The organism is Allobosea sp. GW821-FHT09G06 (assembly GCF_059416005.1).
In genome coordinates this window covers 1,250,108-1,270,996 of record NZ_JBWKOI010000001.1, presented here as the reverse complement: position 1 = coordinate 1,270,996, position 20,889 = coordinate 1,250,108, and the positions used below count along the sequence as shown (strand labels likewise).

General features: G+C 62.9%; 23 protein-coding genes. 14 read left to right on the top strand and 9 right to left on the bottom strand.

What is annotated here, in order from left to right; all coding sequences use genetic code 11:
- Positions 1-78 precede the first annotated feature (78 nt).
- On the top strand, positions 79-288 hold the full coding sequence (locus AC07NY_RS06175) for a cold-shock protein (RefSeq protein ID WP_492284915.1): 210 nt from the start codon (positions 79-81) through the stop codon (positions 286-288).
- A 35-nt stretch (positions 289-323) separates the two neighbouring features.
- Positions 324-1,433, top strand: a complete 1,110-nt coding sequence (locus tag AC07NY_RS06170) for an MlaD family protein (RefSeq protein ID WP_494582541.1) — start codon at positions 324-326, stop codon at positions 1,431-1,433.
- Between the two features lie 97 nt (positions 1,434-1,530).
- On the opposite strand, the gene AC07NY_RS06165 is transcribed toward AC07NY_RS06170, so the two are convergent.
- The gene (locus tag AC07NY_RS06165; protein WP_494582540.1) at positions 1,531-1,776 is read right to left on the bottom strand and encodes a DUF6894 family protein; all 246 of its coding nucleotides are present in this window, start codon (positions 1,774-1,776) and stop codon (positions 1,531-1,533) included.
- Positions 1,777-1,830: 54 nt separating this feature from the next.
- The gene (locus AC07NY_RS06160; RefSeq protein ID WP_494582539.1) at positions 1,831-2,565 is read right to left on the bottom strand and encodes a Crp/Fnr family transcriptional regulator; all 735 of its coding nucleotides are present in this window, start codon (positions 2,563-2,565) and stop codon (positions 1,831-1,833) included.
- Positions 2,566-2,994: 429 nt separating this feature from the next.
- Here AC07NY_RS06160 and AC07NY_RS06155 point away from each other — a divergent pair, with 429 nt between their 5' ends.
- From AC07NY_RS06155 to AC07NY_RS06135, 5 genes are all read left to right on the top strand, one after another.
- Entirely contained in the window at positions 2,995-3,744 is a 750-nt protein-coding gene (locus AC07NY_RS06155; protein WP_494582537.1) for a Crp/Fnr family transcriptional regulator, read from the top strand.
- 33 nt (positions 3,745-3,777) lie between these two features.
- Positions 3,778-4,032: a DUF6894 family protein gene (locus AC07NY_RS06150; RefSeq protein ID WP_494582535.1), complete on the top strand. Its 255-nt coding sequence runs from the start codon at positions 3,778-3,780 to the stop codon at positions 4,030-4,032.
- A 166-nt stretch (positions 4,033-4,198) separates the two neighbouring features.
- The gene (locus tag AC07NY_RS06145; RefSeq protein ID WP_492284921.1) at positions 4,199-5,695 is read left to right on the top strand and encodes a sensor histidine kinase; all 1,497 of its coding nucleotides are present in this window, start codon (positions 4,199-4,201) and stop codon (positions 5,693-5,695) included.
- A gap of 26 nt (positions 5,696-5,721) precedes the next feature.
- The gene (locus AC07NY_RS06140) at positions 5,722-6,135 is read left to right on the top strand and encodes a response regulator (RefSeq protein WP_494583697.1); all 414 of its coding nucleotides are present in this window, start codon (positions 5,722-5,724) and stop codon (positions 6,133-6,135) included.
- Positions 6,136-6,157: 22 nt separating this feature from the next.
- On the top strand, positions 6,158-7,225 hold the full coding sequence (locus tag AC07NY_RS06135; protein ID WP_494582533.1) for a histidine kinase dimerization/phosphoacceptor domain -containing protein: 1,068 nt from the start codon (positions 6,158-6,160) through the stop codon (positions 7,223-7,225).
- Between the two features lie 21 nt (positions 7,226-7,246).
- Here AC07NY_RS06135 and AC07NY_RS06130 read toward each other — a convergent pair whose 3' ends face one another.
- Positions 7,247-9,781, bottom strand: coding sequence for an HWE histidine kinase domain-containing protein (locus AC07NY_RS06130; protein WP_494582532.1), 2,535 nt, complete (start codon positions 9,779-9,781; stop codon positions 7,247-7,249).
- Positions 9,778-10,326, bottom strand: coding sequence for a biliverdin-producing heme oxygenase (locus tag AC07NY_RS06125; RefSeq protein WP_494582530.1), 549 nt, complete (start codon positions 10,324-10,326; stop codon positions 9,778-9,780). The genes AC07NY_RS06130 and AC07NY_RS06125 overlap by 4 nt, the downstream gene beginning before the upstream one ends.
- Positions 10,327-10,508: 182 nt before the next feature.
- Here AC07NY_RS06125 and AC07NY_RS06120 point away from each other — a divergent pair, with 182 nt between their 5' ends.
- From AC07NY_RS06120 to AC07NY_RS06095, 6 genes are all read left to right on the top strand, one after another.
- A complete protein-coding gene (locus tag AC07NY_RS06120) occupies positions 10,509-11,741 on the top strand; it encodes a putative DNA modification/repair radical SAM protein (protein WP_494582528.1) in 1,233 nt (410 codons plus the stop codon).
- Positions 11,738-13,180, top strand: coding sequence for a UdgX family uracil-DNA binding protein (locus tag AC07NY_RS06115; protein ID WP_494582526.1), 1,443 nt, complete (start codon positions 11,738-11,740; stop codon positions 13,178-13,180). Before AC07NY_RS06120 ends, AC07NY_RS06115 begins: the two co-directional genes overlap by 4 nt.
- Before the next feature lie 88 nt (positions 13,181-13,268).
- The gene (locus AC07NY_RS06110) at positions 13,269-15,677 is read left to right on the top strand and encodes a response regulator (RefSeq protein ID WP_494582524.1); all 2,409 of its coding nucleotides are present in this window, start codon (positions 13,269-13,271) and stop codon (positions 15,675-15,677) included.
- 309 nt (positions 15,678-15,986) lie between these two features.
- A complete protein-coding gene (locus AC07NY_RS06105; RefSeq protein ID WP_494582523.1) occupies positions 15,987-16,850 on the top strand; it encodes a hypothetical protein in 864 nt (287 codons plus the stop codon).
- A 29-nt stretch (positions 16,851-16,879) separates the two neighbouring features.
- Positions 16,880-17,239 carry a hypothetical protein gene (locus tag AC07NY_RS06100; protein ID WP_494582522.1) on the top strand — a complete coding sequence of 120 codons (360 nt, stop codon included), beginning with the start codon at positions 16,880-16,882 and terminating at the stop codon, positions 17,237-17,239.
- Between the two features lie 45 nt (positions 17,240-17,284).
- Complete coding sequence (locus AC07NY_RS06095) at positions 17,285-17,449, top strand: hypothetical protein (protein ID WP_494582520.1); 165 nt, start codon at positions 17,285-17,287, stop codon at positions 17,447-17,449.
- A gap of 216 nt (positions 17,450-17,665) precedes the next feature.
- Here AC07NY_RS06095 and AC07NY_RS06090 read toward each other — a convergent pair whose 3' ends face one another.
- From AC07NY_RS06090 to AC07NY_RS06075, 4 genes are read right to left on the bottom strand one after another with little or no spacing between them, the layout of a single operon-like run.
- On the bottom strand, positions 17,666-18,190 hold the full coding sequence (locus tag AC07NY_RS06090) for a hypothetical protein (RefSeq protein WP_494582518.1): 525 nt from the start codon (positions 18,188-18,190) through the stop codon (positions 17,666-17,668).
- Complete coding sequence (locus tag AC07NY_RS06085; RefSeq protein WP_492284932.1) at positions 18,187-18,387, bottom strand: DUF3606 domain-containing protein; 201 nt, start codon at positions 18,385-18,387, stop codon at positions 18,187-18,189. The genes AC07NY_RS06090 and AC07NY_RS06085 overlap by 4 nt, the downstream gene beginning before the upstream one ends.
- Before the next feature lie 58 nt (positions 18,388-18,445).
- The gene (locus AC07NY_RS06080; protein ID WP_492284933.1) at positions 18,446-18,751 is read right to left on the bottom strand and encodes a phosphopantetheine-binding protein; all 306 of its coding nucleotides are present in this window, start codon (positions 18,749-18,751) and stop codon (positions 18,446-18,448) included.
- Positions 18,741-18,935 (bottom strand): hypothetical protein, encoded by a 195-nt coding sequence (locus AC07NY_RS06075; protein WP_494582516.1) that lies wholly within the window; start codon positions 18,933-18,935, stop codon positions 18,741-18,743. The genes AC07NY_RS06080 and AC07NY_RS06075 overlap by 11 nt, the downstream gene beginning before the upstream one ends.
- A gap of 296 nt (positions 18,936-19,231) precedes the next feature.
- On the opposite strand from AC07NY_RS06075, the gene AC07NY_RS06070 reads away from it, so the two are divergent.
- A complete protein-coding gene (locus tag AC07NY_RS06070) occupies positions 19,232-19,519 on the top strand; it encodes a PRC-barrel domain containing protein (RefSeq protein WP_494582515.1) in 288 nt (95 codons plus the stop codon).
- Between the two features lie 699 nt (positions 19,520-20,218).
- Here the strand turns inward: AC07NY_RS06070 and AC07NY_RS06065 are convergent.
- Positions 20,219-20,860, bottom strand: a complete 642-nt coding sequence (locus tag AC07NY_RS06065) for an SH3 domain-containing protein (protein WP_494582513.1) — start codon at positions 20,858-20,860, stop codon at positions 20,219-20,221.
- Positions 20,861-20,889 lie beyond the last annotated feature (29 nt).

Here is a 20,889-nt window from a genome sequence, read left to right as displayed (position 1 = left end):
CTGTTGACCCGGCCCAAGGAGCAGCTTGTCTGAGTGCCTGAGAGCGCACATGTTCGGCGATCCACTATGGAGATGCATATGGCTAACGGCGTCGTGAAATGGTTCAACGAGACCAAGGGCTATGGCTTCATAACCCCGGACGGCGGCGGCAACGACGTCTTCGTCCATATCAGCGCTGTCGAGCGCGCTGGCCTGCGTGGCCTGAATGAAGGGCAGAAGGTTTCTTACGAACTCGTGGCTGACAAGCGGTCGGGCAAGCAATCCGCCGACAACCTCAAGGTTGGGTAGAAACAAGGGTCATGCGTTCCCGGGGAGCCCATGCATTGATCGGACTGGCCACGCTGGTCGTCGTAGCTATGCTTTTCGGACTCGCATACTGGTTCAGCAGAGGGCAGACCGATACGGTCGATGTCCGGTTGATCTTCAACGGCAAGGTTTCGGGCTTGGGGCGAGGCTCCAGCGTCCTCTTCAACGGCCTGCGGGTGGGCGAGGTCACGGACATCGAGATCGAGCCCGGTGATCCCCGGCAGATCTACGCCATCCTGAAGATCAGCCGATCGGCTCCCTTGCGGGCGGATACCACTGCCCGCCTGGAAGGTCAGGGCTTGGCCGGCATCGTCGCGGTGCAGCTTCGTGGTGGCAGCCCGAACGCCGCTCGGCTGACCGCGGCTCCAGGACAGATGCAGCCGACAATCGTCGTCGAAGACTCCGCGAGCATTTTCGAGAAGGTCGGATCCACTGCAAAGAGCATCAATGAGTCCCTTGTCACGATCGAGGGAGCAATCCAGGCCAACGCTGGGCCGATAACCGAGAAGATCAAGGAAGCCGAGCGCTTCTCGGCTTCCTTGAACGACAGCTCATCCTCCGTTGAGAAACTGATGAAGGGGGTTGAGACCGTAGCGGAATTCGTCACCCCGCTGCCGCAGAAACTGAAGACATTCGGCGACGACTACCTGAATTCCCTGCGTACGGTCGACAAAAATTGGATCGTCTCCATCATTGGAGATTTCGATCAGCTGACTAGCACTCTGGCTGATGTAGCCCCTGATGTGCGAAGCGTTATCAAGACAGCCGCTTCCGTGAGCGAAAAGCTCAACAGAGCCAGTGACAATGTCGATGGCGTCTTGAAGGGAGCCCAGTCATTCCTGAATGCCGCGGTCGATACCAATGGGCGGAGCGCGTTTACCGAGGTTGCCGAAACCGCAAGATCCCTGAGCGCCCTTGCAAGCAGCCTCGATCGCAGCTCAGCCGCCGCCACTGTCGAGATTATCCGACTGACGGGCGCCGGCTTGAGGAGCGTCGAGAACTTTACAGCAAATGGGCAGGGCAGCCTCTCAGGGTTCATCCGGACCCTCGAGGGCGTCAATCGAAATCCTCAGAGCCTGCTCTTCGGCAGCAAGAACCGCATCCCCGAATATCGCGGTTCCCGCTAGCTGGCGATATTCAAGTTCATCCGTGTAGTCGGGCGGATAGCGCCGGGCGAGAGAGCTCTGTTCGCTGCGTCGCCCCGTATTCGCATGCACTCGCAGTCTAGCTTGAAACGTCAGCCTCGGTTCCGTCGAGGGACAGGCTCGCGACATAGATGGGAACACCGGTTTCGTTCCGAACGACGACACGCAGGCCAATATGATCAGAGGTCGGCAGCTTCTCGCCGATCATAACCGCCAGGATCGACTTTGCGGCATGCTTCGCTGCTTCGAGGTCAGGAAAATCTACCCCCTCGTCATCCGTATCAGGGGCAGAACCGTCATCGGTATCAAAGTAAAACCGTGCCATCTCAGCAGAATGCCGCTCGCCCGCCCAAGTTCCTTGTCGAGCCTGAAATCTGCATCACTCGTCGTAGTGCTTCAAATGCAGATAGTTCGGGTCGAAATCAGCGCGCTGGCACAGACCTTCCCAATCCAGAATACGGATTAGATTCGCGCGTACTTCTACCAGCCTTTCCCGCTTGAGCTCTCGCAATTTCTTGTTGGTGTGAACGGTCGATAACCCCAGCACATCGCCCATTTCAGGCTGGTTGAGCGGCAAGCCGCATGTCACCCCATCCGACAGGCCGATGGCCTTCATTCGCGTCACGTACTCGCAGAGGAAATGCGCGATGCGCGCTGGAGCGCTCCGCTTCCCGAGACTGACTGTCCAGCCTCTTAGAATGGATGCCTCGACCAGAACCTCCAGCCAGAATGCCTTTGAAATCGCATAGGATTTCTGGAGCGTATGCTTGATCGCAACATGAGGGATGAAGCCGACCAGTGCTGGCGATAGCGTGCCGACGGTGTGATCCATCGTATCGATATGGATCGACTGAAGGTCAGGGATATCGCCTGGCATATGCAGCGAGAGAATTTGCCTTCCGCCGTCTCGAACGACCTTGTACCGGCACAGCAAGCCTTCGAGAACGATGCAGCACTGATTGTTATGGCGGCCTTCGAGAATGATGTCTCGACGCGCTTCGTAGCGCCTTATCGAGATAGGCAGGCTAAGGAGAATTTTGGTGTCATCTGCGGAAAGCCTTGATCGCGTTTCCAACTTCCTGACCAACGCATCGAGTTGCGACAAAGGCCGCATCAATGCACATCCAATGTCATCGTGTCGGCGTTCGACAGCGGCACAGAAGGACAGAGGTTCAGCAAAGCGGTCGAAGGCGCAGTCATTACGCCTTCGTAGTCGGCTCAACCTCGGCAAGAGATGTCATTTGACAGAGCCAACGGGCAAGTTCGTCGAATTTTAGTGCCCGAGGAGCTCACGCTGCGCCCTTGGCCCCTGAGCCCCCATGTCAGGGAAACGGCACGGAGCGCACCGTGGACTTTCGCGCGAACAGTCTCCCGGCTGTATAGCGAATGGCATCGGGCCTGCCTCGCCCATGGTCCTTATGGTCGCGGTGTGGGGATGGCACCGAAGGGCGTAGGGTTGCGTTGTACGAGGCACCGCATTTGAACAGCTCAGGGAACTGGGTGATAAGTCCCGGCGTCGCGCCACCCGAATGGCAGGGAGCGAATGGACAAGCAGCTTTATCTTGAACGCCTCGTTCTCAAGCTCGAAACCCATATTCCCTTGCCGCCTGCCGAACGGCAGAAATTGCTGGATCTGCCGCTTACCCTGAAGCGCTTCGAAGCCGGCCAGGACATCGTCAGCGAAGGCGAGATCACCAAGCAGTGCTGCTTGGTCGCCGAAGGACTGGTTTGTCGCTACAAGATCGTTGGCGACGGCGTGCGGCAAATCCTGTCGCTTCATCTTCCCGGCGACATTCCGGATATCCACTCGCTGCTGATTGAGCGCATGGATCATTGCCTGGGAGCGCTGACGCCCGCGGTCGTCGGCCTGATCCCGCATGATGCCGTCCGAGCGCTCACGCGAGCATCCTATCGGATATCCGAGGCATTCTGGCGCGAAACGCTCATCGAAGCCTCGATCTACCGCGAGTGGATGGTGGGTATCGGGCGCCGCTCGGCACCCAGCCGCATCGCTCATCTGCTCTGCGAGTTCATCACCAAGATGACAGCCATCGGCTTGTCGGACGGCGTGACCTGCAACCTGCCTTTGACGCAGCCGGAAATCGCCGATGCGCTCGGGCTGTCCACGGTTCATATGAACAAGAAGCTCAGGGAGATCCGGGAAGCCAAGCTCATCCGGCTCCGCGCCAATCGACTGACCATTCTGGATTGGAGAGGGCTTTGCGAATTGGCGGATTTCGATCCGGACTATCTGCACCTCCAGCCCGGTGCCGCCAAAATCGCAAGCGCTTGAGGAACAGCTTGGCGCTGGCTGCATTAGGCAGGCATGCCTAGTTACTTCTTCCATACCCGCGACGGAGAGAAGCTCGAATTTGACGAGGAAGGCACAGATTTGCCCGATGACCAAAGCGCGCGAAATGCCGCCAAGGAATTGCTCGCCGCGTTGAACCGCGAGAAGCTGCCCAATGGCGACCACATGTCGCTTTCTGTCACCGTACAGAACGCCGAAGGGGCAGAAATCTACATAGCCAGTTTGCGCTTGGATGGCCTGCCGCCGTCGAAGCCAGCCAAGAAGGGTTAGGCCGTCACCTGCGCGCAGCTTCGCTCGGCCAGCGCCAGTTCATGACGGTCAGCGGATAGGTCTATGCGCGTGGTGCACGCAGATGCATTCGCTGCAATGTCATTTGCTGTTGCTCTGCAAGCTTTGATCGGCGCAAAGAGAGAACCCTCACCGGCTGGTTCTCCGCATGCCTATCTCTCAGGCGTTCTTTCAACGCTCGAACGCCCTGCTCCTGGCTGTCGGCATCGCCGTACTGGTCGTCATCGTCGCCACATCTCTCTGGCTGACAACCGCAAGCGAGCGCTATTTCGGCGAAGTGACCGCAGCCCGCGCCGTGCGAAGCGCAACCGCTGACTTGCTGTCTCTCGTGCAGGATGCCGAGACGGGCCAGCGCGGCTACCTGCTGACACGGGACGAAAGCTATCTTGCTCCCTACAGCGCAGCGGCCTCCCGGCTTCCCGACCAACGCGCTCGGCTTGAACGCGCCGCAGCGAGGCTGCCCGAGGTCACTCCCATCCTGCAGCGGGTCAATAGCGAGCTCGACCAGAAGATGGCTGAGCTCGCGGCAACCGTTGAAGCGACGCGCAAGGGCGACACCGAGACCGCGCTGAACCTCGTCCGCAGCGGCGCCGGCAAGCGCCTGATGGACGAATTGCGCGGCGATCTCAGCGCTATTCTCGCAATCTCGGAAAAGGAGCTGCGGGAGGCGATCGACGCCCAGGTCACGGCTGCGACCAGGTTGCGCTGGACCACGATCATCGGCGCGATCCTGATCCTCGCCATGGCCGGCGCGGCGAGCTGGACGATCATCAGCTACACGCGCGAACTGATCGCGGCGCGGCGCGAGGTCGAAACGCTCAATGTCGGGCTGGAAGAACGTGTGCGCGAGCGCACGGATGCGCTCGTCAAGGCGAACGAGGAGGTCCAGCGTTTCGCCTATATCGTGACGCATGACCTGCGCGCGCCGCTGGTGAACATCATGGGCTTCACCAGCGAGCTGGAGGCGATGTTCAAGCCGATCGAGGCCTATGTCGGCGCCGGGGCCACTGCCACGCCGGAGCAGAAGGCGGCGGCCGAGGAGGCGCTGCGCGTCGATGTCGCCGAGGCGATCGGCTTCATCCGTTCGTCGACCCGCAAGATGGATGGGCTCATCAACGCGATCCTCAAGATTTCCCGCGAGGGCCGCCGCGAATTGCGGGCCGAGAGCGTCGATCTGACCGCGCTGATCGAGACGGCTGCAGCGGCCGTCCACCATCAGGCCAGCGCGGAGGAAGGCGGCGGGATCGAGATCGACGCGCAGGTTCCCCGCATCACGAGCGATCGCCTGTCGCTCGACCAGGTCATGGGCAATCTCCTCGACAACGCCATCAAGTACCGGGCGCCGGATCGCCCCATCCGGATCGCCGTCCGCACGCGCCGGGAGCGCCGCGGCTGGGTGAAGATCGAGATCGAGGACAATGGCCGCGGCATCGCGGCGACGGATCACGAGCGCATCTTCGAATTGTTCCGGCGCTCCGGCTCGCAGAATACGGCGGGCGAGGGCATCGGCCTCGCCCATGTCCGCACGATGGTGCGCAATCTCGGCGGCGACATCGCCGTGCGCTCAGAACTTGGAAAGGGCACGACCTTTACCGTGACCCTGCCCCCCAACCTCGCGGCCGACAGACGGAGTGCCGAAGCGTGACCAATGGAAAGCCCGTCTCGATCATCATGATCGAGGACGATGAAGGCCATGCCCGCCTCATCGAGAAGAACATCCGCCGTGCCGGGGTCAGCAACGAGATCATCCCCTTCACCAACGGCACGGATGCGCTGAACTATCTGTTCGGTGCCGACGGCTCCGGCGCCATCAGCGCCGGCCGCCAGCTCCTCATCCTGCTCGATCTCAACCTGCCCGACATGGGCGGCGTCGCTATCCTCGAGAAGGTGAAGGCGAACGTGCATACCAAGCGCTCGCCGGTGGTCGTGCTCACCACGACCGATGACAGCCGCGAGATCCAGCGCTGCTACGACCTGGGCGCCAATGTCTACATCACCAAGCCCGTGGACTATGACGGCTTCGCCAACGCGATCCGTCAGCTCGGACTGTTCTTCTCCGTCATCCAGGTTCCGGAAACGCCATGACCGGCTTGCGCGGTCGCCGTTGATGCCGAACCGGCCCATCAACGTCCTCTATATCGACGACGACGCCACGCTCGGGCGCCTCGTGCAGCGCATGCTCGCGCGCCACAACTATGTCGTGGAGCATGTCGAGACCGCCGAGGCCGGCCTCGCGCGCGCGGCAGCGGGCGGAATGGACGTCATCATCCTCGATCACGATCTGGGGACAGCTTCAGGACTCGATGTCCTGGCTGCGCTGTCCACGGACGCGGCTGCTCCCGCAGTCATCTACGTGACCGCTTCCTCGGAGTTATCGATCGCCGTGACGGCGCTGAAGGCCGGCGCCATGGACTATGTCGTCAAGACGGTCGGCGAGGATTTCGAGGTGCTGCTGCGGGCCGCGCTGGAACATGCCGTCGTCAAGACGCGCCTGACCCGTGCCCGCGAACAGGCCGAGCAGGAAGTCAGGGCGGCGCGCGACCGGGCCGTGACGCTACTGGCCGAGGTCAATCACCGCGTCGCCAACAGCCTGTCGCTGGTCGGTTCGCTCGTGCGGATGCAGGCCAATTCGGTCGAGGATCCCGGCGCCAAGGCGGCGCTCGCCGAGACGCAGGCGCGCATCACCGCGATCGGCAATCTGCATCGCAGCCTCTACACCTCAGACGATGTCCGCTCCGTGGATCTTGCGGGCTATCTCCGCTCCCTGCTGGAGGAGTTCGCGCAGTCGCTAGCCGGCTCCGGCCAAATGCCGACGCTCCGCTTCGAGGCCGTGCCGATCCTAGCCAAAACCGACAAGGCGATCTCGATCGGGCTGATCGCGACGGAGTTGGTCACGAACGCGCTGAAATACGCCTATCCGAACGGTCAGGGCGAGGTCCGGGTCAGCCTCACTCGCGAGGACGATACCGTCACGCTCAAGGTCGTCGACGACGGGATCGGCTGGACCGGATCCGGCGCGATCAGGGGCACCGGCCTCGGCAGCAAGATCGTGCGTGCGATGGCGAAGAGCCTCGCCACCGAACTGCGCTATGCCGATACGGGCGGACGCGGCACGCACGCCGTCATGGAACTGTCCATCGCCGGCCTGGCACCTCCGGCGTCCGAGGCGGCCTGAACCGCGTCGGGCGCTGATGAGCTACGCGACGCCCGGAAGCCTGCGCAGCGCCGCCTCAAGCGAAGCGAGATTGTAGGGCTTGCGCAGCGTCGCCGCCTCGGCGACGCCGAGGATCGCAAGGTCGTCATAGCCGGTCGCGAAGAGGAAGGGCACGCCGAGCTCGCGCAGGCGATTGCCGATCGGCTCGGAGGTTTCGGAGCCGAGATTGACGTCGAGGATCGCGAGGTCCGGCGCCGTCCGGCCCAGGAACGACAGGGCCTCGGAGACATTCGCGCAGACCTCGACCTGGCTCGCGCCCAAGGTCGCCAGCATGTCCTCGCAATCCATCGCGATGATGAACTGGTCCTCGACCAGCAGCACGCGCCTGCCTTCCAATGGCCGGCCGGGCTTGCCCCTGGTCGGCACGGGGGCCTCTTCGGGAGACGCGGCATCCTCCGTCCAGCGGACGAATTTGGCGGGGATGCAGAGCTTCGCCGTGATGCCCTCGGGCTCGAAGGCCAGATCGCTTCGCCCGCCGAGATCGTAGGGGATGCTGCGATCGATCAGGATGCTGCCGAAGCCCTGGCGGGACGGCGGCCTGACCGGCGGTCCGCCGCGCTCCTGCCAGACGATCTCGCAATCCCCGCCGGCATTGGCGGACCAGTCCACCGTGAGTTCGCCGGTCTTGACGGATAGCGCTCCGTATTTGGCGGCGTTGGTGATCAACTCATGGATCACGAGAGCAACGACCGAGAAGGCGCGGGCATCGAGGGCAACGGACGGCCCGCGAACCGTGATCGTGCCGCCGCTCGTCCGATAGGGCGAAGCTTCCGCGTTGACGAGATCGAGCAAGAGCCCGCCACCGCTCGCCCGCATGGCCTGGTCGTGGGCGATGGCAAGCGCCTCGATCCGCCCCTTCAGCGAAGTGACGTAGGCCTCGATCGTCGCGCCTTCCGCGAGCGGATGGGCAACGATCGATTTGATCAGGGCGAGGATGTTCTTGACCCGGTGATTGAGCTCTTGATTGAGCATCTTCTGGCGGATTTCGGCCTTGTTGCGCTCGTCGGCCAGGAGTTCGCTCTGGCGCAGCACGACCTCGATCAGGGTCCGACGCGCGGATTCGGCAAGCTCGCGCTCCACCGGCGTCCAGGTCTTGGAGTGACCAGCCACGGTCTCCTTCCAGACGGCGAAGCTCTGCCGTGGCGTCAGGCGGTCGCCATGGGGGCCTGTCGTATAGGTCTTGTTGGGGTCGCCGCCCCATTCGATCGTATGGACCAGTTCCTTGCGGAAGAAGAACAGGTAGTCGCGCGGAATCTGGGAGAGCGGGATCGCGAGCATACCCGCGAATGCGTCGGCGAAAATGCGTGCTGACGGCAGTGCCTCGGCCAGCGCCGTGGTTGCCCAGATTCGTCCTTCGCAGACCGACCCAGCGAAAGCGGCCAGTTCCTCAGCGAACTCGGCCGGCGGCGCGCTGCCTTCAGCCCGCCACTCGCCATTCACCCAGACGCCGACGCCGTCACTTTCGACGAGGTTGCGGAACTCCGCGAGATGCTGGCCGAGGAAGCCGGAGGCATCGGTCACATGCGCCGCTGACGAAAGCAGACCGTTGAGGAAGTCCCGCGCCTTCTCCGCTGCGAGCAGCATCTGCTTCTGCGTGAGGGCACCGAGCTGGAGCGCGAAGAACTCGCCGAAGATCTCCGCAGCGATCCGGCGGTTCATCGAGAGCGAGCGCGGGCTGTAATGGTGGCAGGCGATCAGGCCCCAGAGTGCGCCATCGACGATGATCGAGACCGACATCGAAGCCGAGACGCCCATGTTGCGCAGATATTCGCAATGGATCGGCGAGACGCTGCGCAGATGCGCATAGGACAGGTCGAGCGGCTCCCCAGCCGCATCGAGCACGGGCGTGATCGGAAAGCGCTCGCCGCTCGAATCCGAGACGACGCGAATCGGGTTGAGGAGATAGAGTTGCCGCGCCTGCTGCGGAATATCGCTTGCCGGGAAATGCTGCCCCATGAAGCTTTCGAGGTCGGGGCGCTTGGCTTCGCTCACGACCTTGCCCGAGCCGTCTGGCGCGAACTGGTAGATCATCACCCGGTCGTATTGCAGCACCGCCCGGAGCAGACGCGCTGCGTTCTTGATCAGCTGGGCCGGCGTCGTCACGTCCGAGAGCCGGCCGACCAGCGTCCGGGCGAATTCGAGCGGCGAGCTCGGCCCGGCCGGGACGCTCTCCTCGAACTCGATGATGGCGTTGCCCTTGAAGGCATGGATCGAAATGTCGAACTCGCGATCCAGCACGGGAAGGCGATAGCGGGGCATCAAGCCGGCTCGGGAGGGCACGCCGGAACGGGCGAGCGCATTGCGCATCTCATGCACCACCGGCCCGCCGAGAACCTCTTCGAGCCTGCGGCCGACGAGTTCGAACTCCCCCAGGCCGAGGAAGGCGCTGGCATTGCTGGAATGGCGCCTGATCGTCACCGCCTCGGCATCGCACACGATCATGCAGCCATGCGGCTGGACGCTGCCGGGAATATGGATCGGCTCGCGATCGCAGTTCGTCAGATCAACAGTCGTCATGCGAGAGAGAGTTCTTCCGAGGTGAAGGCCTGGATGGCATGCATGAAGACCGCCCTGCCCGCTTGAGCTGCGGCATCCCATGCCTGCCGGTCGAGCCCTTCAAGCGCGACCAGCAGCATGCGCCAGCTGTCGAGGGAGCCGGCCTGCGCCGAGAGGTAGCGGGCTCCGTATTCAGGCCCGAATCCCAGAGCATCCACTCCCTTCACCAGCACGCGCGCGCCCAGGGCGGAGCCTTCGAGAACATAGGCAGCTCCCAGGAAGGCAGCCATGTCATTTGACAGATGGAAATGCTCGGCCGCGGGAAGCGGGAGCGCGAGGTCGGCGAGATCCGCCTCCAGCTCCGGCAGAAGTTGGCGCGGCTGCCATGAGGAGGTGCGCGCGGCATCGACATTCAATAACGCCGCCTCGACCGGCGCGCGATGGCGGTACGTCCCCTGCAGGAAGCGGGCATACGCGATGCGGTTCGAAAAAACGCCGACGATGGCATCCAGTTCGCGATGAAGCTCGCTCGTCTCGTCGCGCAGGAAACTTCTGATCTCAATCATTGCATCGGCATCCAGAATCGTTCCGCATCAGCATTGCTATAACCTGATATCGACGGAAACGGCGCTGTTTTCATTGCGGATTTTCCTGTCGCTCCGGTCCGCCCAGCATTCTTATCCAAGGGATTGGCTTGAAACCGGGCCGAGATCGCCTTAAGAACATATAGTGAACAAAAGGAAGAGTGATGGCACAGCTCTCGGTCCTGGAGAAGCTCGAAATCCTCAGCGACGCTGCGAAATACGACGCCTCCTGCGCGTCGAGCAGCACCACGAAACGGGATTCGCGTGATGGAAAGGGGCTGGGCTCCACGACGGGCGCCGGCATCTGCCATTCCTATGCGCCCGATGGCCGCTGCATCTCGCTGCTCAAGATCCTGCTCACGAATTTCTGCAGCTTCGACTGCGTCTTCTGCATCAACCGTTCGTCGAGCAATGTTCGCCGCGCCCGCTTCTCGGTCGAGGAAGTCGTCGCGCTGACCCTGAATTTCTACCGCCGCAATTATATCGAAGGCCTTTTCCTGTCCTCGGGCATCATCCGCTCGGCCGATTACACGATGGCCGAGCTTGTGCGCGTCGCCGAAACGCTGCGCCGGCAGCATGGGTTCCGCGGCTATATCCATCTCAAGCTGATCCCCGGCGCGAGCCGCGATCTGATCGAACGCGCCGGGCTTTTCGCCGACCGGGTGTCGATCAATGTCGAACTGCCGAGCGAGGCGGCACTCGCGCGCTTCGCTCCGGAGAAGCAGGCGGGCGAGATCAAGAGCGCGATGGGCGGCCTCAAACTGAAGATCGAGGCCGCGCGCGAGGAACGGGAGAAGAGCGCGAAGGCCCCGGCCTTCTCGCCGGCCGGGCAGAGCACGCAGATGATCGTCGGTGCCGACGGCGCGAGCGATTCCGCCATCCTGAATCGCAGTGCCTGGCTTTACGGCAGCTTCGGCCTGAAGCGCGTCTATTACTCGGCCTTCAGCCCGATCCCGGATGCCTCGCACCAGTTGCCGCTCCAGCCGCCGCCGCTGATGCGCGAGCACCGGCTTTATCAGGCCGACTGGCTGACGCGCTTCTATGGTTTCGAGACGGAGGAAATCCTTGGGCATGGCGAGATGCTCGATCTCGATATCGACCCCAAGCTCGCCTGGGCTTTGCGCGAGCGCGGGCGCTTTCCCGTCGATGTGAACCGGGCCGATCGCGAGACTTTGCTGCGGGTCCCGGGTCTTGGCACGCGCAGCGTCGATCGCATCCTGGCTTCGCGACGGTTGCGCCGGCTCCGGCTTGAAGATGTCGGTCGATTGACGCGCTCGCTCGCGACGATCCGGCATTTCATTCTCGCGGAGGGCTGGCGACCGGGCAGCGGACTCGACGCGCCGAACCTGCGGGCACGGTTGAAGCCGCAACCGCGACAATTGACGCTCTTCCCGTGATCGCGGCCCGGCTGAACGGGCCAGCCGATTTTGCCGGCTGGCGCCGCGAGGCACGCCGGCTGGCGCTCGCCGGCGTCCAGCCCGAGGCCGTCGCCTGGCTGACGAGCGAGGACGATGCCGGATTGTTCACGATGGAGAATGACGCCCCGGTCGCGGACGGAAGTGCCGCCCTGACTGTGTCTCGCCGTTTCATCGAGCTTGCCGAAAACGTCGTCTGTCATCGGGATGCCGGCCGTTTCGTCCTGCTGCACCGCCTGCTGCTGCGTTTGCAGGACGAGCCGCGCTTGCTCGACAATGCAGCCGATTCTGACATCGCACGCGCCGAGGCGATGGCCCGCTCGGTGCGCCGCGACCTGCACAAGATGACCGCCTTCGTCCGGTTCCGGGCCGTGTCGGGCGCGGGCGAGGACGGCCCGTTCATTGCCTGGTTCGAGCCGGAGCATTTCATCCTCGAACGTGCCGCGAGCTTTTTCACCGGGCGCTTCGCCGGGATGATCTGGTCGATCATGACGCCGCAGGGGTCGTTGCACTGGGACGGCACGGCCCTCCAACTCGGTCCCGCCGCCAGCAAGGCCGACGCGCCGGACGGCGATGCCATGGAGGCCTATTGGCTCACCTACTACGCCAACATCTTCAATCCGGCCCGCCTGAAGCCGAAGGCGATGAAAAGTGAGATGCCGGTGAAATACTGGCGGAACCTACCCGAGGCCGAATTGATTGTGCCTCTGATCGCAAGCGCCGCCCGGCGAGCAGAGGATATGGTGATGCGCGCCCCGACGCAGCCACCCGAACGACATGTCAGGCAGCTTCGGCATCGGCCCGAGGTGCCTGCCGACGATCCCGTGATTACGTCCTGGCAGGATGCGGCCGCTGCGGCGCAACGCTGCCGGCGTTGCGAGCTTCATTGCCACGCCACGCAGACGGTTTTCGGAGAAGGCCCGCTGGATGCACCTATCCTGTTCGTCGGCGAGCAGCCCGGAGACCATGAGGACCTGGCAGGCCGGCCCTTCGTCGGACCGGCAGGGCAGGTTTTCGATCGGGCGATGAGGGAGGCCGGTCTCGATCGGGCGCGCGCCTATGTCACCAATGCGGTGAAGCACTTCAAATTCCAGCTGCGCGGCAAGCGCCGCATCCACGAGAAACCCAATGTCGGGGAGATCAAGGCCTGCCGCTTCTGGCTCGATCTCGAACTGCAATTCGTGAAACCCCGGCTTGTCGTTGCCCTCGGCGCCAGCGCCCTGCGATCGCTGGTGGGGCATGCCGGCTCGTTGGCCAGTGCGCGGGATCGCGAGCTGGCGCTCGAAGATGGCACGCCGCTGCTGGCTACCGTCCACCCCTCCTTCCTGCTTCGCCTGCAGGATGAAGAGGCGCGGTCTCGCGAGTACGCCCGCTTCGTCGTTGATCTCGCCCGTGTGCAGCAACGGGTGTTCCGGCACTAAGCCATCTTGGTGAGACCTGAGCCGCTTTGCCGTGGCTCGCGGATACCGTACGACCGACCAACCGCTCTGCTTTCTCAGGAAAACGGCCTTGCCCGCCAGCGACGTCAATATCGCCTCGTTCCTCTCCGAGATGTTCGATCAGGCGCCGACTTTCATGGCGCTGCTGCAAGGGCCGGAGCATCGCTTCCAGCTGGCGAACCCCAGTTATCTGAGACTGGTGGATGGCCGCGACGTCATTGGAAAGACCGTCTCCGAGGCGCTTCCGGAAGCGGATGCGCAAGGCTTTGTCCGGATTCTCGACGAGGTCTATCGATCCGGCGAAGCCTATACGGCCTCCGGTGCGCGGTTCGTCATGCAGGGGCAGCCCGAAAGCCCGATCTCCGAGCGTTTCCTCGATTTCGTCTATCAACCCCTCATCGGTCCACAGGGCAACGTGACCGGCATCTTCGTGCAGGGAAGCGACGCCACCGAGCGCAGCCTGGCCGAACGGCGCCTGTCCGATAGCACCGCTCTCTACAAGGGGCTGTTCGACGCGATCGACGAAGGCTTCTGCATCATCGAATTCTTCGACGGGCCGCACGGGCCGGACAGCGATTACATCCATATCGAGGCCAATGCGGCCTACGCCCGGCACGCCGGAATTCCGAACGTCGTCGGCCAGAAGCTGCGCGAGATGGTCGGTGCTGAAGCCGATTCATGGGTGGAGCGCTATGGCGCCGTCCTGCGCACCGGCACGCCCATTCGCTTCCAGCAGGAACTCGTCGCCACCGGCCGCTTCCTGGAGCTGGCTGCGATCCGGATCGAGCCCGCAAGCAGGCGGCAGGTCGCGGTCCTCTTCCAGGACATTACGGCACGCCGCCAGGCCGAGCTCGCTCTCGCCAAGCTGAACGAGACGCTCGAACAGATCGTGGCGGAACGCACGCAGAAGCTGCTCGCCGCGGAAGAGGCCTTGCGCCACAGCCAGAAGATGGAGGCGATCGGCCAATTGACCGGCGGGGTCGCGCATGACTTCAACAACCTGCTGCAGGTGATCTCGGGAAATCTGCAGCTCCTGGCCAAGGATGTCGTCGGAGATGAGAAGGCCGAGCGACGCATCGCCAATGCCATGACCGGCGTTGCCCGCGGCTCGAAGCTCGCTTCGCAACTGCTCGCTTTCGGCCGGCGGCAGCCGCTGGAGCCGAAGGTCGTCAATCTCGGTCGCCTGGTTCGCGGCATGGACGACATGCTCAGCCGCACCCTCGGCGAGGGCATCGAGATCGAGACGGTCGTGGGCGGCGGGCTCTGGAATTCCCTGATCGACCCGACGCAGGTCGAGAATGCGCTGCTCAATCTGGCGATCAACGCGCGCGATGCCATGAACGGCTCAGGCAAGCTGACGATCGACCTCGCCAATGCCCATCTCGATGACAGCTACGCTGCCCGGCACAGCGATGTCGCAGCGGGACAGTATGTGATGCTGGCCGTCAGCGACACCGGCTCCGGCATGTCGGCCGAGGTGCTGGCGAAGGCCTTCGACCCGTTCTTCTCGACGAAGCCGGAAGGAAAAGGCACCGGGCTTGGCCTGTCGATGGTCTATGGCTTCGTCAAGCAGTCCGGCGGCCACGTCAAAATCTATTCGGAACTCGACCACGGGACCACGGTGAGGCTTTACCTGCCCCGCTCGGTTCAGAAAGAGGCTGTCGAGACTGTCGTCGACAACAGCCCGATCGCGGGTGGGACCGAGACGATCCTGGTGGTCGAGGATGACGAGCAGGTTCGCAGCACGGTGATCGAGCTGCTCACCGATCTCGGCTATCGCGTTCTGCGGGCCAGCGATGCAACAAGCGCGCTTCACGTCGTCGAAAGCGGCGTTGCCATCGATCTGCTGTTCACCGACGTGGTGATGCCCGGACAATTGAAGAGCCCCGAACTTGCCCGGCTGGCGCGCGAGCGCCTGCCGCATCTCGCCGTGCTCTTCACCTCGGGCTACACCGAGAACTCCATCGTTCACGGCGGCCGCCTGGATGCGGGCGTCGAGCTCCTGTCCAAGCCCTATACACGGGAAGCGCTGGCGCGAAAGCTTCGGCTGGTGCTTGCCGCGCAGAAGGCGCGCGCTCCTCAAAAGGCGGAACAGGTATCGGCTCAGGACAAAGGTTCGGAGCCGGCCGCGCCAAAGCCTGCCACCGTTCTGATTGTCGAGGACGATGCGCTGATCCGCATGAATACCTGCGATATCCTCGAAGATGCCGGTTTCTCCGTCATCGAGGCAGGTAGCGCCGAGGAGGCCATGTCGATCCTGCAGGATCACCCGGTCGATGTGCTCGTCACCGATGTGAAGCTCCCCGGCGCTTCGGGCGTCGAACTCGTGCGGAAGGCGAGAGAGCAGAACGGCTCGCTCTGCGTGGTGTTCGCGACGGGTGACACCTCAGAGATCGACGTCAATGGCGAGGTGGTTGTCTCCAAGCCCTATAGTCCGTCGGCCATCGTCAATGCGATCGCGAGAGCGCGGAGTTCGTAGATCCGTGCCGTGATCGGCCGGCGCTCAGGTTGTACCACCAAGCTCCCCCGCCTTGGGCGAGAGGCGCCACGTCCACTTGCGAGACACCAGGTCGACAAGAGCGCCCGCGATCCTCCGTGGTCCGCAAACTCCGCCAATCGTTCCGAACCGCGTCTTCAGGAACCTATCCGCTGCGCCAGCCGTTTTGCCCTCACTTTCGCTCGCCAGCAGGAGGGGCTCATGGACAGCATCATTTATCTCGTCGGTCTTGTCGTGGTCATCATGGCCATCCTGTCGTTCCTCGGTCTTCGATAGGAATTCGCCATGTCCATGTCTGGAACAGACGTCGTCGTCGCCCCGGTTACCGTCAACAAGGAGAACCGCTCCTATGTGCAGTGGGGGCCAATCCTCGGCGGTGCGGTCATCGCGACAGCCATCTCGACCATCATGACGGTCTTCGGATCGGCGATCGGCCTGTCGATGGTCTCCGCCGATTTCGAGAAGAGCTCCAGCGCCACGGCGCTGGCGGTCGCAGGCGCCCTGTGGGCGCTCTGGGTCATGGCCTCGGCGACCATGGCCGGCGGCTATCTCGCTGGGCGGATGCGTCAGCCTAGCTTCGATGCCAATGGCGAGGAGCGCAAGGTGCGCGACGCGACCCATGGTCTGCTTGTCTGGGCGACCGGGGCGCTTCTGATCACCGTCGTCGCGACATCGTCGCTGTTCGGCGCGGCCAAGACCGCGGTCAGCGGCGTCGCCAGTGCGAGTTCGGGCGTGGCCTCGCTGGTTTCGCAGAATGTCGATCCGCTCGCGATGGCGCTCGACAATGTCATGCGCGCCAGCGGTCAGCAGCCGCCGACCGCCCAGGAGCGTGACGAAGCCTCCCGGATCTTCGTCAGCGCGCTGAAGAACGGCAAGATCGAGCAGGTCGACCGGGACTATCTGGCCTCCCGGCTCGCCGCGCGGTCCGGCATCAGCGAGCAGGACGCGCAGAAGCGCATCGACGACGCCTATGCCCGGCTGTCGCAGGCCAAGGAAACCGCCAAGCAGGCGGCCGAGCGTGCACGCAAGATCGCGGTCCTGACCGCCTTCCTGACCGCGGCTGCGCTGCTGGTGGGAGCGGCTGCGGCGGCCTGGGCGGCAACGCTCGGCGGCGAGCATCGTGACGAGAACCTGCTGGTCGCCCCGACGCTCTGAATGATCGTGCCTGTGCAAGCCCGGCTCCCATGGAGCCGGGCTTTTTTGCGATCTGTCGAAACGATCGGATCGCCGCAGCGTTGCTCCGGCAGCACTTTCAGAAAGGGCATGCGATGATCGACCGGAACCACGAACGAAATGACAGCACCAACGGCCCGACCGAGCCGAACCAGCGCCCGCCCGAAAAGCGCGAAGACGCTGCTGATGATGCGATGAAGGGCGCGAAGATCATCTCCGAGGGCAATCAGAAGCAGCGGGCGAAGGACCAGGACACTCCTCCGGCCGGTCCACATGCGAAGGAGTCGCAGACGAACAAGGATGCGACGCCGGGTTCCGGCGCGCTCCCTCCGACCAAGCCCGTTCGTCATATCGACCCCGGTACTGGCTGACCTTCATCCACCTTCTCTCCGCGAAGTCGCATTGGAAGGTGTTCCGTGGAAAAGCTGAAGACCTATCGCGCCAAGCGCGATTTCCGGAAAGGAAGTTTCGGCTGCGATATATCCGCGGGCTCAGCGGGATTGAACGTTCAGGATCTCGTGTTTTATGAGCTTGCTATGGCCGATGCGTCGGATCGAGGCGGCTGCGTGGCATGGCGTTGATCAAACTGCCCGCGGTAAATCTCCGCGCTGCAATCCTTGCAGCCACCCTGTCCTCAAACGCCCGAAGACCGTTGGAGATATCGCGGAGTTCACACGCTTCCGCCGAGCCTTCCGGCGCGCCAAACAGGTCTTCGAAGCGCTTCAGTGCCCTGGCGAGGTCTTCGAAGTTGCGGATAGGGAGTCTGATCATCTCTCGCAGTCGGCAGATTCGTGGCGTCAGATCGTCCTGATGTTCCCACTGGGGCGGGTCGCGGCTTCAGCTGGATCCGGGTGGCCGGACGTCGAAGCGACATGCTTCTCCGCGGCAGCACCGTCAGGATCATTGGCTTCATAAGGAGGGTGAGGGCCGCTCGCATGACGTGAACGCGGGTTTGGACCTGCCCTCGACTCGCCCTCATCGCCTGGTTGTCCCGGTCGACGGGGCGTGTCGAAATGTCCAGGCGCAGACGCCGCACCGGTCAGCTGGCGGTCTTCCCAGTCTTTGACTGTTGCGACCAGCCCAGCCAATTCGTCCGCTTCGGTCGAGCCTGCTTTAGCGTCAGCGAGCTGGTGAATTCTGGCTTTAGCCGCCTCATATGCGGCCGTGGAAGCAATTGCCATGGGCCTCGTTCCCTTTGCATCCCAGTCGGCAACGAGCTGCTCAATGATGCCGATACTGGATTTGGTGATGTGAACGCGGGCTGCGCCGTCTTCGACGAACCAATCATCGCCTTCGCGGCGAATGGCGAGCGTCGCGCTCACGTCTTCGCTCCGCTATCGAGTGCCATGCGGCGAAGCTGTGCCTCCACAGCATCCGCTGAGGAGCCGACTTCGCGGACAACGTCCTCCAGCTGCGCCTTGGATACACCCAGCTTATCCGTCCAGTATCGGATCTGGTCTTTGCTGAGATGGATCTGTGAACGGTCTAGCGGCTCCCGCTTTCTCTCGTCGTCTGGCATGCGAACCTCCTGACGACGAATCAATCGGCCGGAAGGCGTAGAGTTCCGCAAATCCGCGCTATTCTCGATTTCCAGCGCTTTGGATGCGTCGTCCCATGAGCTCGACGAGCTCGCGAACGGTTTTGCACCGTTGCATCGCCTCGTCCGGCATCATGTCGCAATCGTATTCCCGCTCGATCGCGTTGCCGATCAGCGTCAGGTCGTCGATTGTGAAGCCGATATCGTCGACCTTGGCATGGGGTTCGAGCAGCTCGGGTTTGACCAGCCCTTCGACGGCGATGATTTCGAGCAGACGCTCCACCAAGCCAATCTCCGTCGGCTCCAGATCACCTGACCCGATATTTGTGTCGTCATCAGCGCCCATGCGTCGCCCGCCAGATCTCGACATTCAAAGCAAGTTGGATAGGCGCGCGCTGTTCAGGCGCAATGTCCGCTGCTCTTGCTGGATCGGCGATGAGCCTGAGAGACGTCTGATGCTCAGCCAGGGATTCGATCATCTTGTCATGAGCCTCATTCCACCGGGCGCCTGATCGCGACAGCAGTTCCAAGGAAGGAACTCCAAGGCCGTCACCCGCGTTCCCTTGATCTCCTGTCTCACCCCAGACAGCCCAAAACTAAGCCCCGTCCGCTCCGGCTGGCGAGGCCATTTTTTTGTTTTGCAACACGTTGATCATCTGAAGTATTCGGCTTCAGGCTTGGAAGGACGAGCGAGTGGATCGCCGTCCCCGCACGGGCGATGCCCGGCCATTCTCGTTTCGGGGGCTCAGCAGTCCTGACCGATAATGCGATGGAACGCGTTCGCCTGCCTCCACGTTCTCCCTGCATACGAGCTCAGGAGGATGACATGGACCATTCTAAGCATACGCGTCTCGCGACTACGGAATTGACGCCCGAGATTCTGGAAGGTGCCACGATCTACGGCCCCGGCGATGAGAAAGTCGGCTCTGTTTCCCATCTCCATGGATCCCAGGTCGTCATCGATGTGGGCGGGTTCCTGGGCATCGGTGCCAAGCCGGTATCCGTGGCGATCTCCGAGCTTGAGTTCATGCGCGACGAAGATGGCGACGTGCACGCCGTAACGAACTGGACGAAAGACCGGCTGAAGGAGATGCCGGAACACATCGATCCATGATCGTCGGATCGGAAGCGCGAAAAGGTCGGTCGCTGTGTCTTCGAGCGGGAACTTCCCACGCGTTCGCATGTTGTCTGACCGCGCGGCTCCCATGCCAATGAAGCCGTGCCGCTGAGTGGAGCGGATAAAGCCCCGGCCAATCGGCTCCGCTCTTCTACCGCCGATCTGGAAGCGAGCCGCGGATGTACCGGCAGCGACCGATCGGCTGGTAGCCCATGGAATTCGGTAGTGCTCGTCCTCGCGGCAGAGCAAAGGGCTGGAGGCCCACAAACCCCGTCGGCGCTCCCGGCGGGGTTTTGTTATGCAACGGAACGATTTCCACGGCTGCCCGTTCGCCGTTTGCGGGAGGAATTTCTGACATGCGCCAGTCCGCGGAATAGGAGACCATATGGGCGTCGTCGATGACGGCCGACGAACCGCGGACATTGAGGACGTTGAAGCCTCTTCCTTGGCGCCTCCTAAAACGGCGCCTATCCGCGGCGTACTGAAGTTGCTGGTGCGGGCAAGTTCGTCCCGGTCTAGCCTCGGCCGACTAGGCGCATTGCTCATTCTGCTAGCGGCGCTTTCGGCCTTCGCGTTCCTGGGATACCTCTTGCCTTCGCTCCTGTGGTCAGCCGCTCGCTCGTGAGCGCACGGAGCGAAAGCTCGTATATCTGTTCGCGACCCATCGTGCCGTGAGTCACGTCCGGACGCGTGCGCTCAGCTGCAGGTCGTGAGCTGTGCTGAGCAAATCGTCACCGGAGCAGAGCTGCCCGACCGGGCTCCCGGAACGATCCAGCCCCGCCCCAGCAGCTTACCTTCCAAGGTATGGATGGTGACCTCGACATTGCCGGCGCGGCAGGCGTGGACGGCAGCAACATGGACGCCTGGTTCACCATCCCCGCTCGGGAAGCGGGTTGAGACGGGAGCTTCGGCAGATGGGCTGGCGCGCAGGCCGTCTCCCGACTGGATATGGAAGTCGAGCCGTGATCCGTGCACCCAGCCTCGACCGCGATACCAGCGACCCAGCTTGCGCTTCTCGTCGGCTGTCTCGATGTCGTCGACGTTTGCATTCTCGATCAGAAAGAAGCCGTCCTTGACGGCGACGATGTCCACTTGCGCGCCCTCGTCGGGGCTCTGAAGACGCTTCCTTGCAGCCGGCAATGTGCCAACCATGGGAGCCTTCGCCGACGCCCCCGAACGCACATTGGTCTTTCCGTCAGCATCGACCACGAACGCATGGAACCGGCAGGCCTGAACTCCAGCAGGCAACGGTGTCTTTTGCGCGTTGGCCGATTCTGTCGCCAGCAAGAGGACAACGCTGACGGCGCACGAAACCGATGTGATCGATGATCGATACATGATCCCTCCATAAACGCACGCCGCGCTGG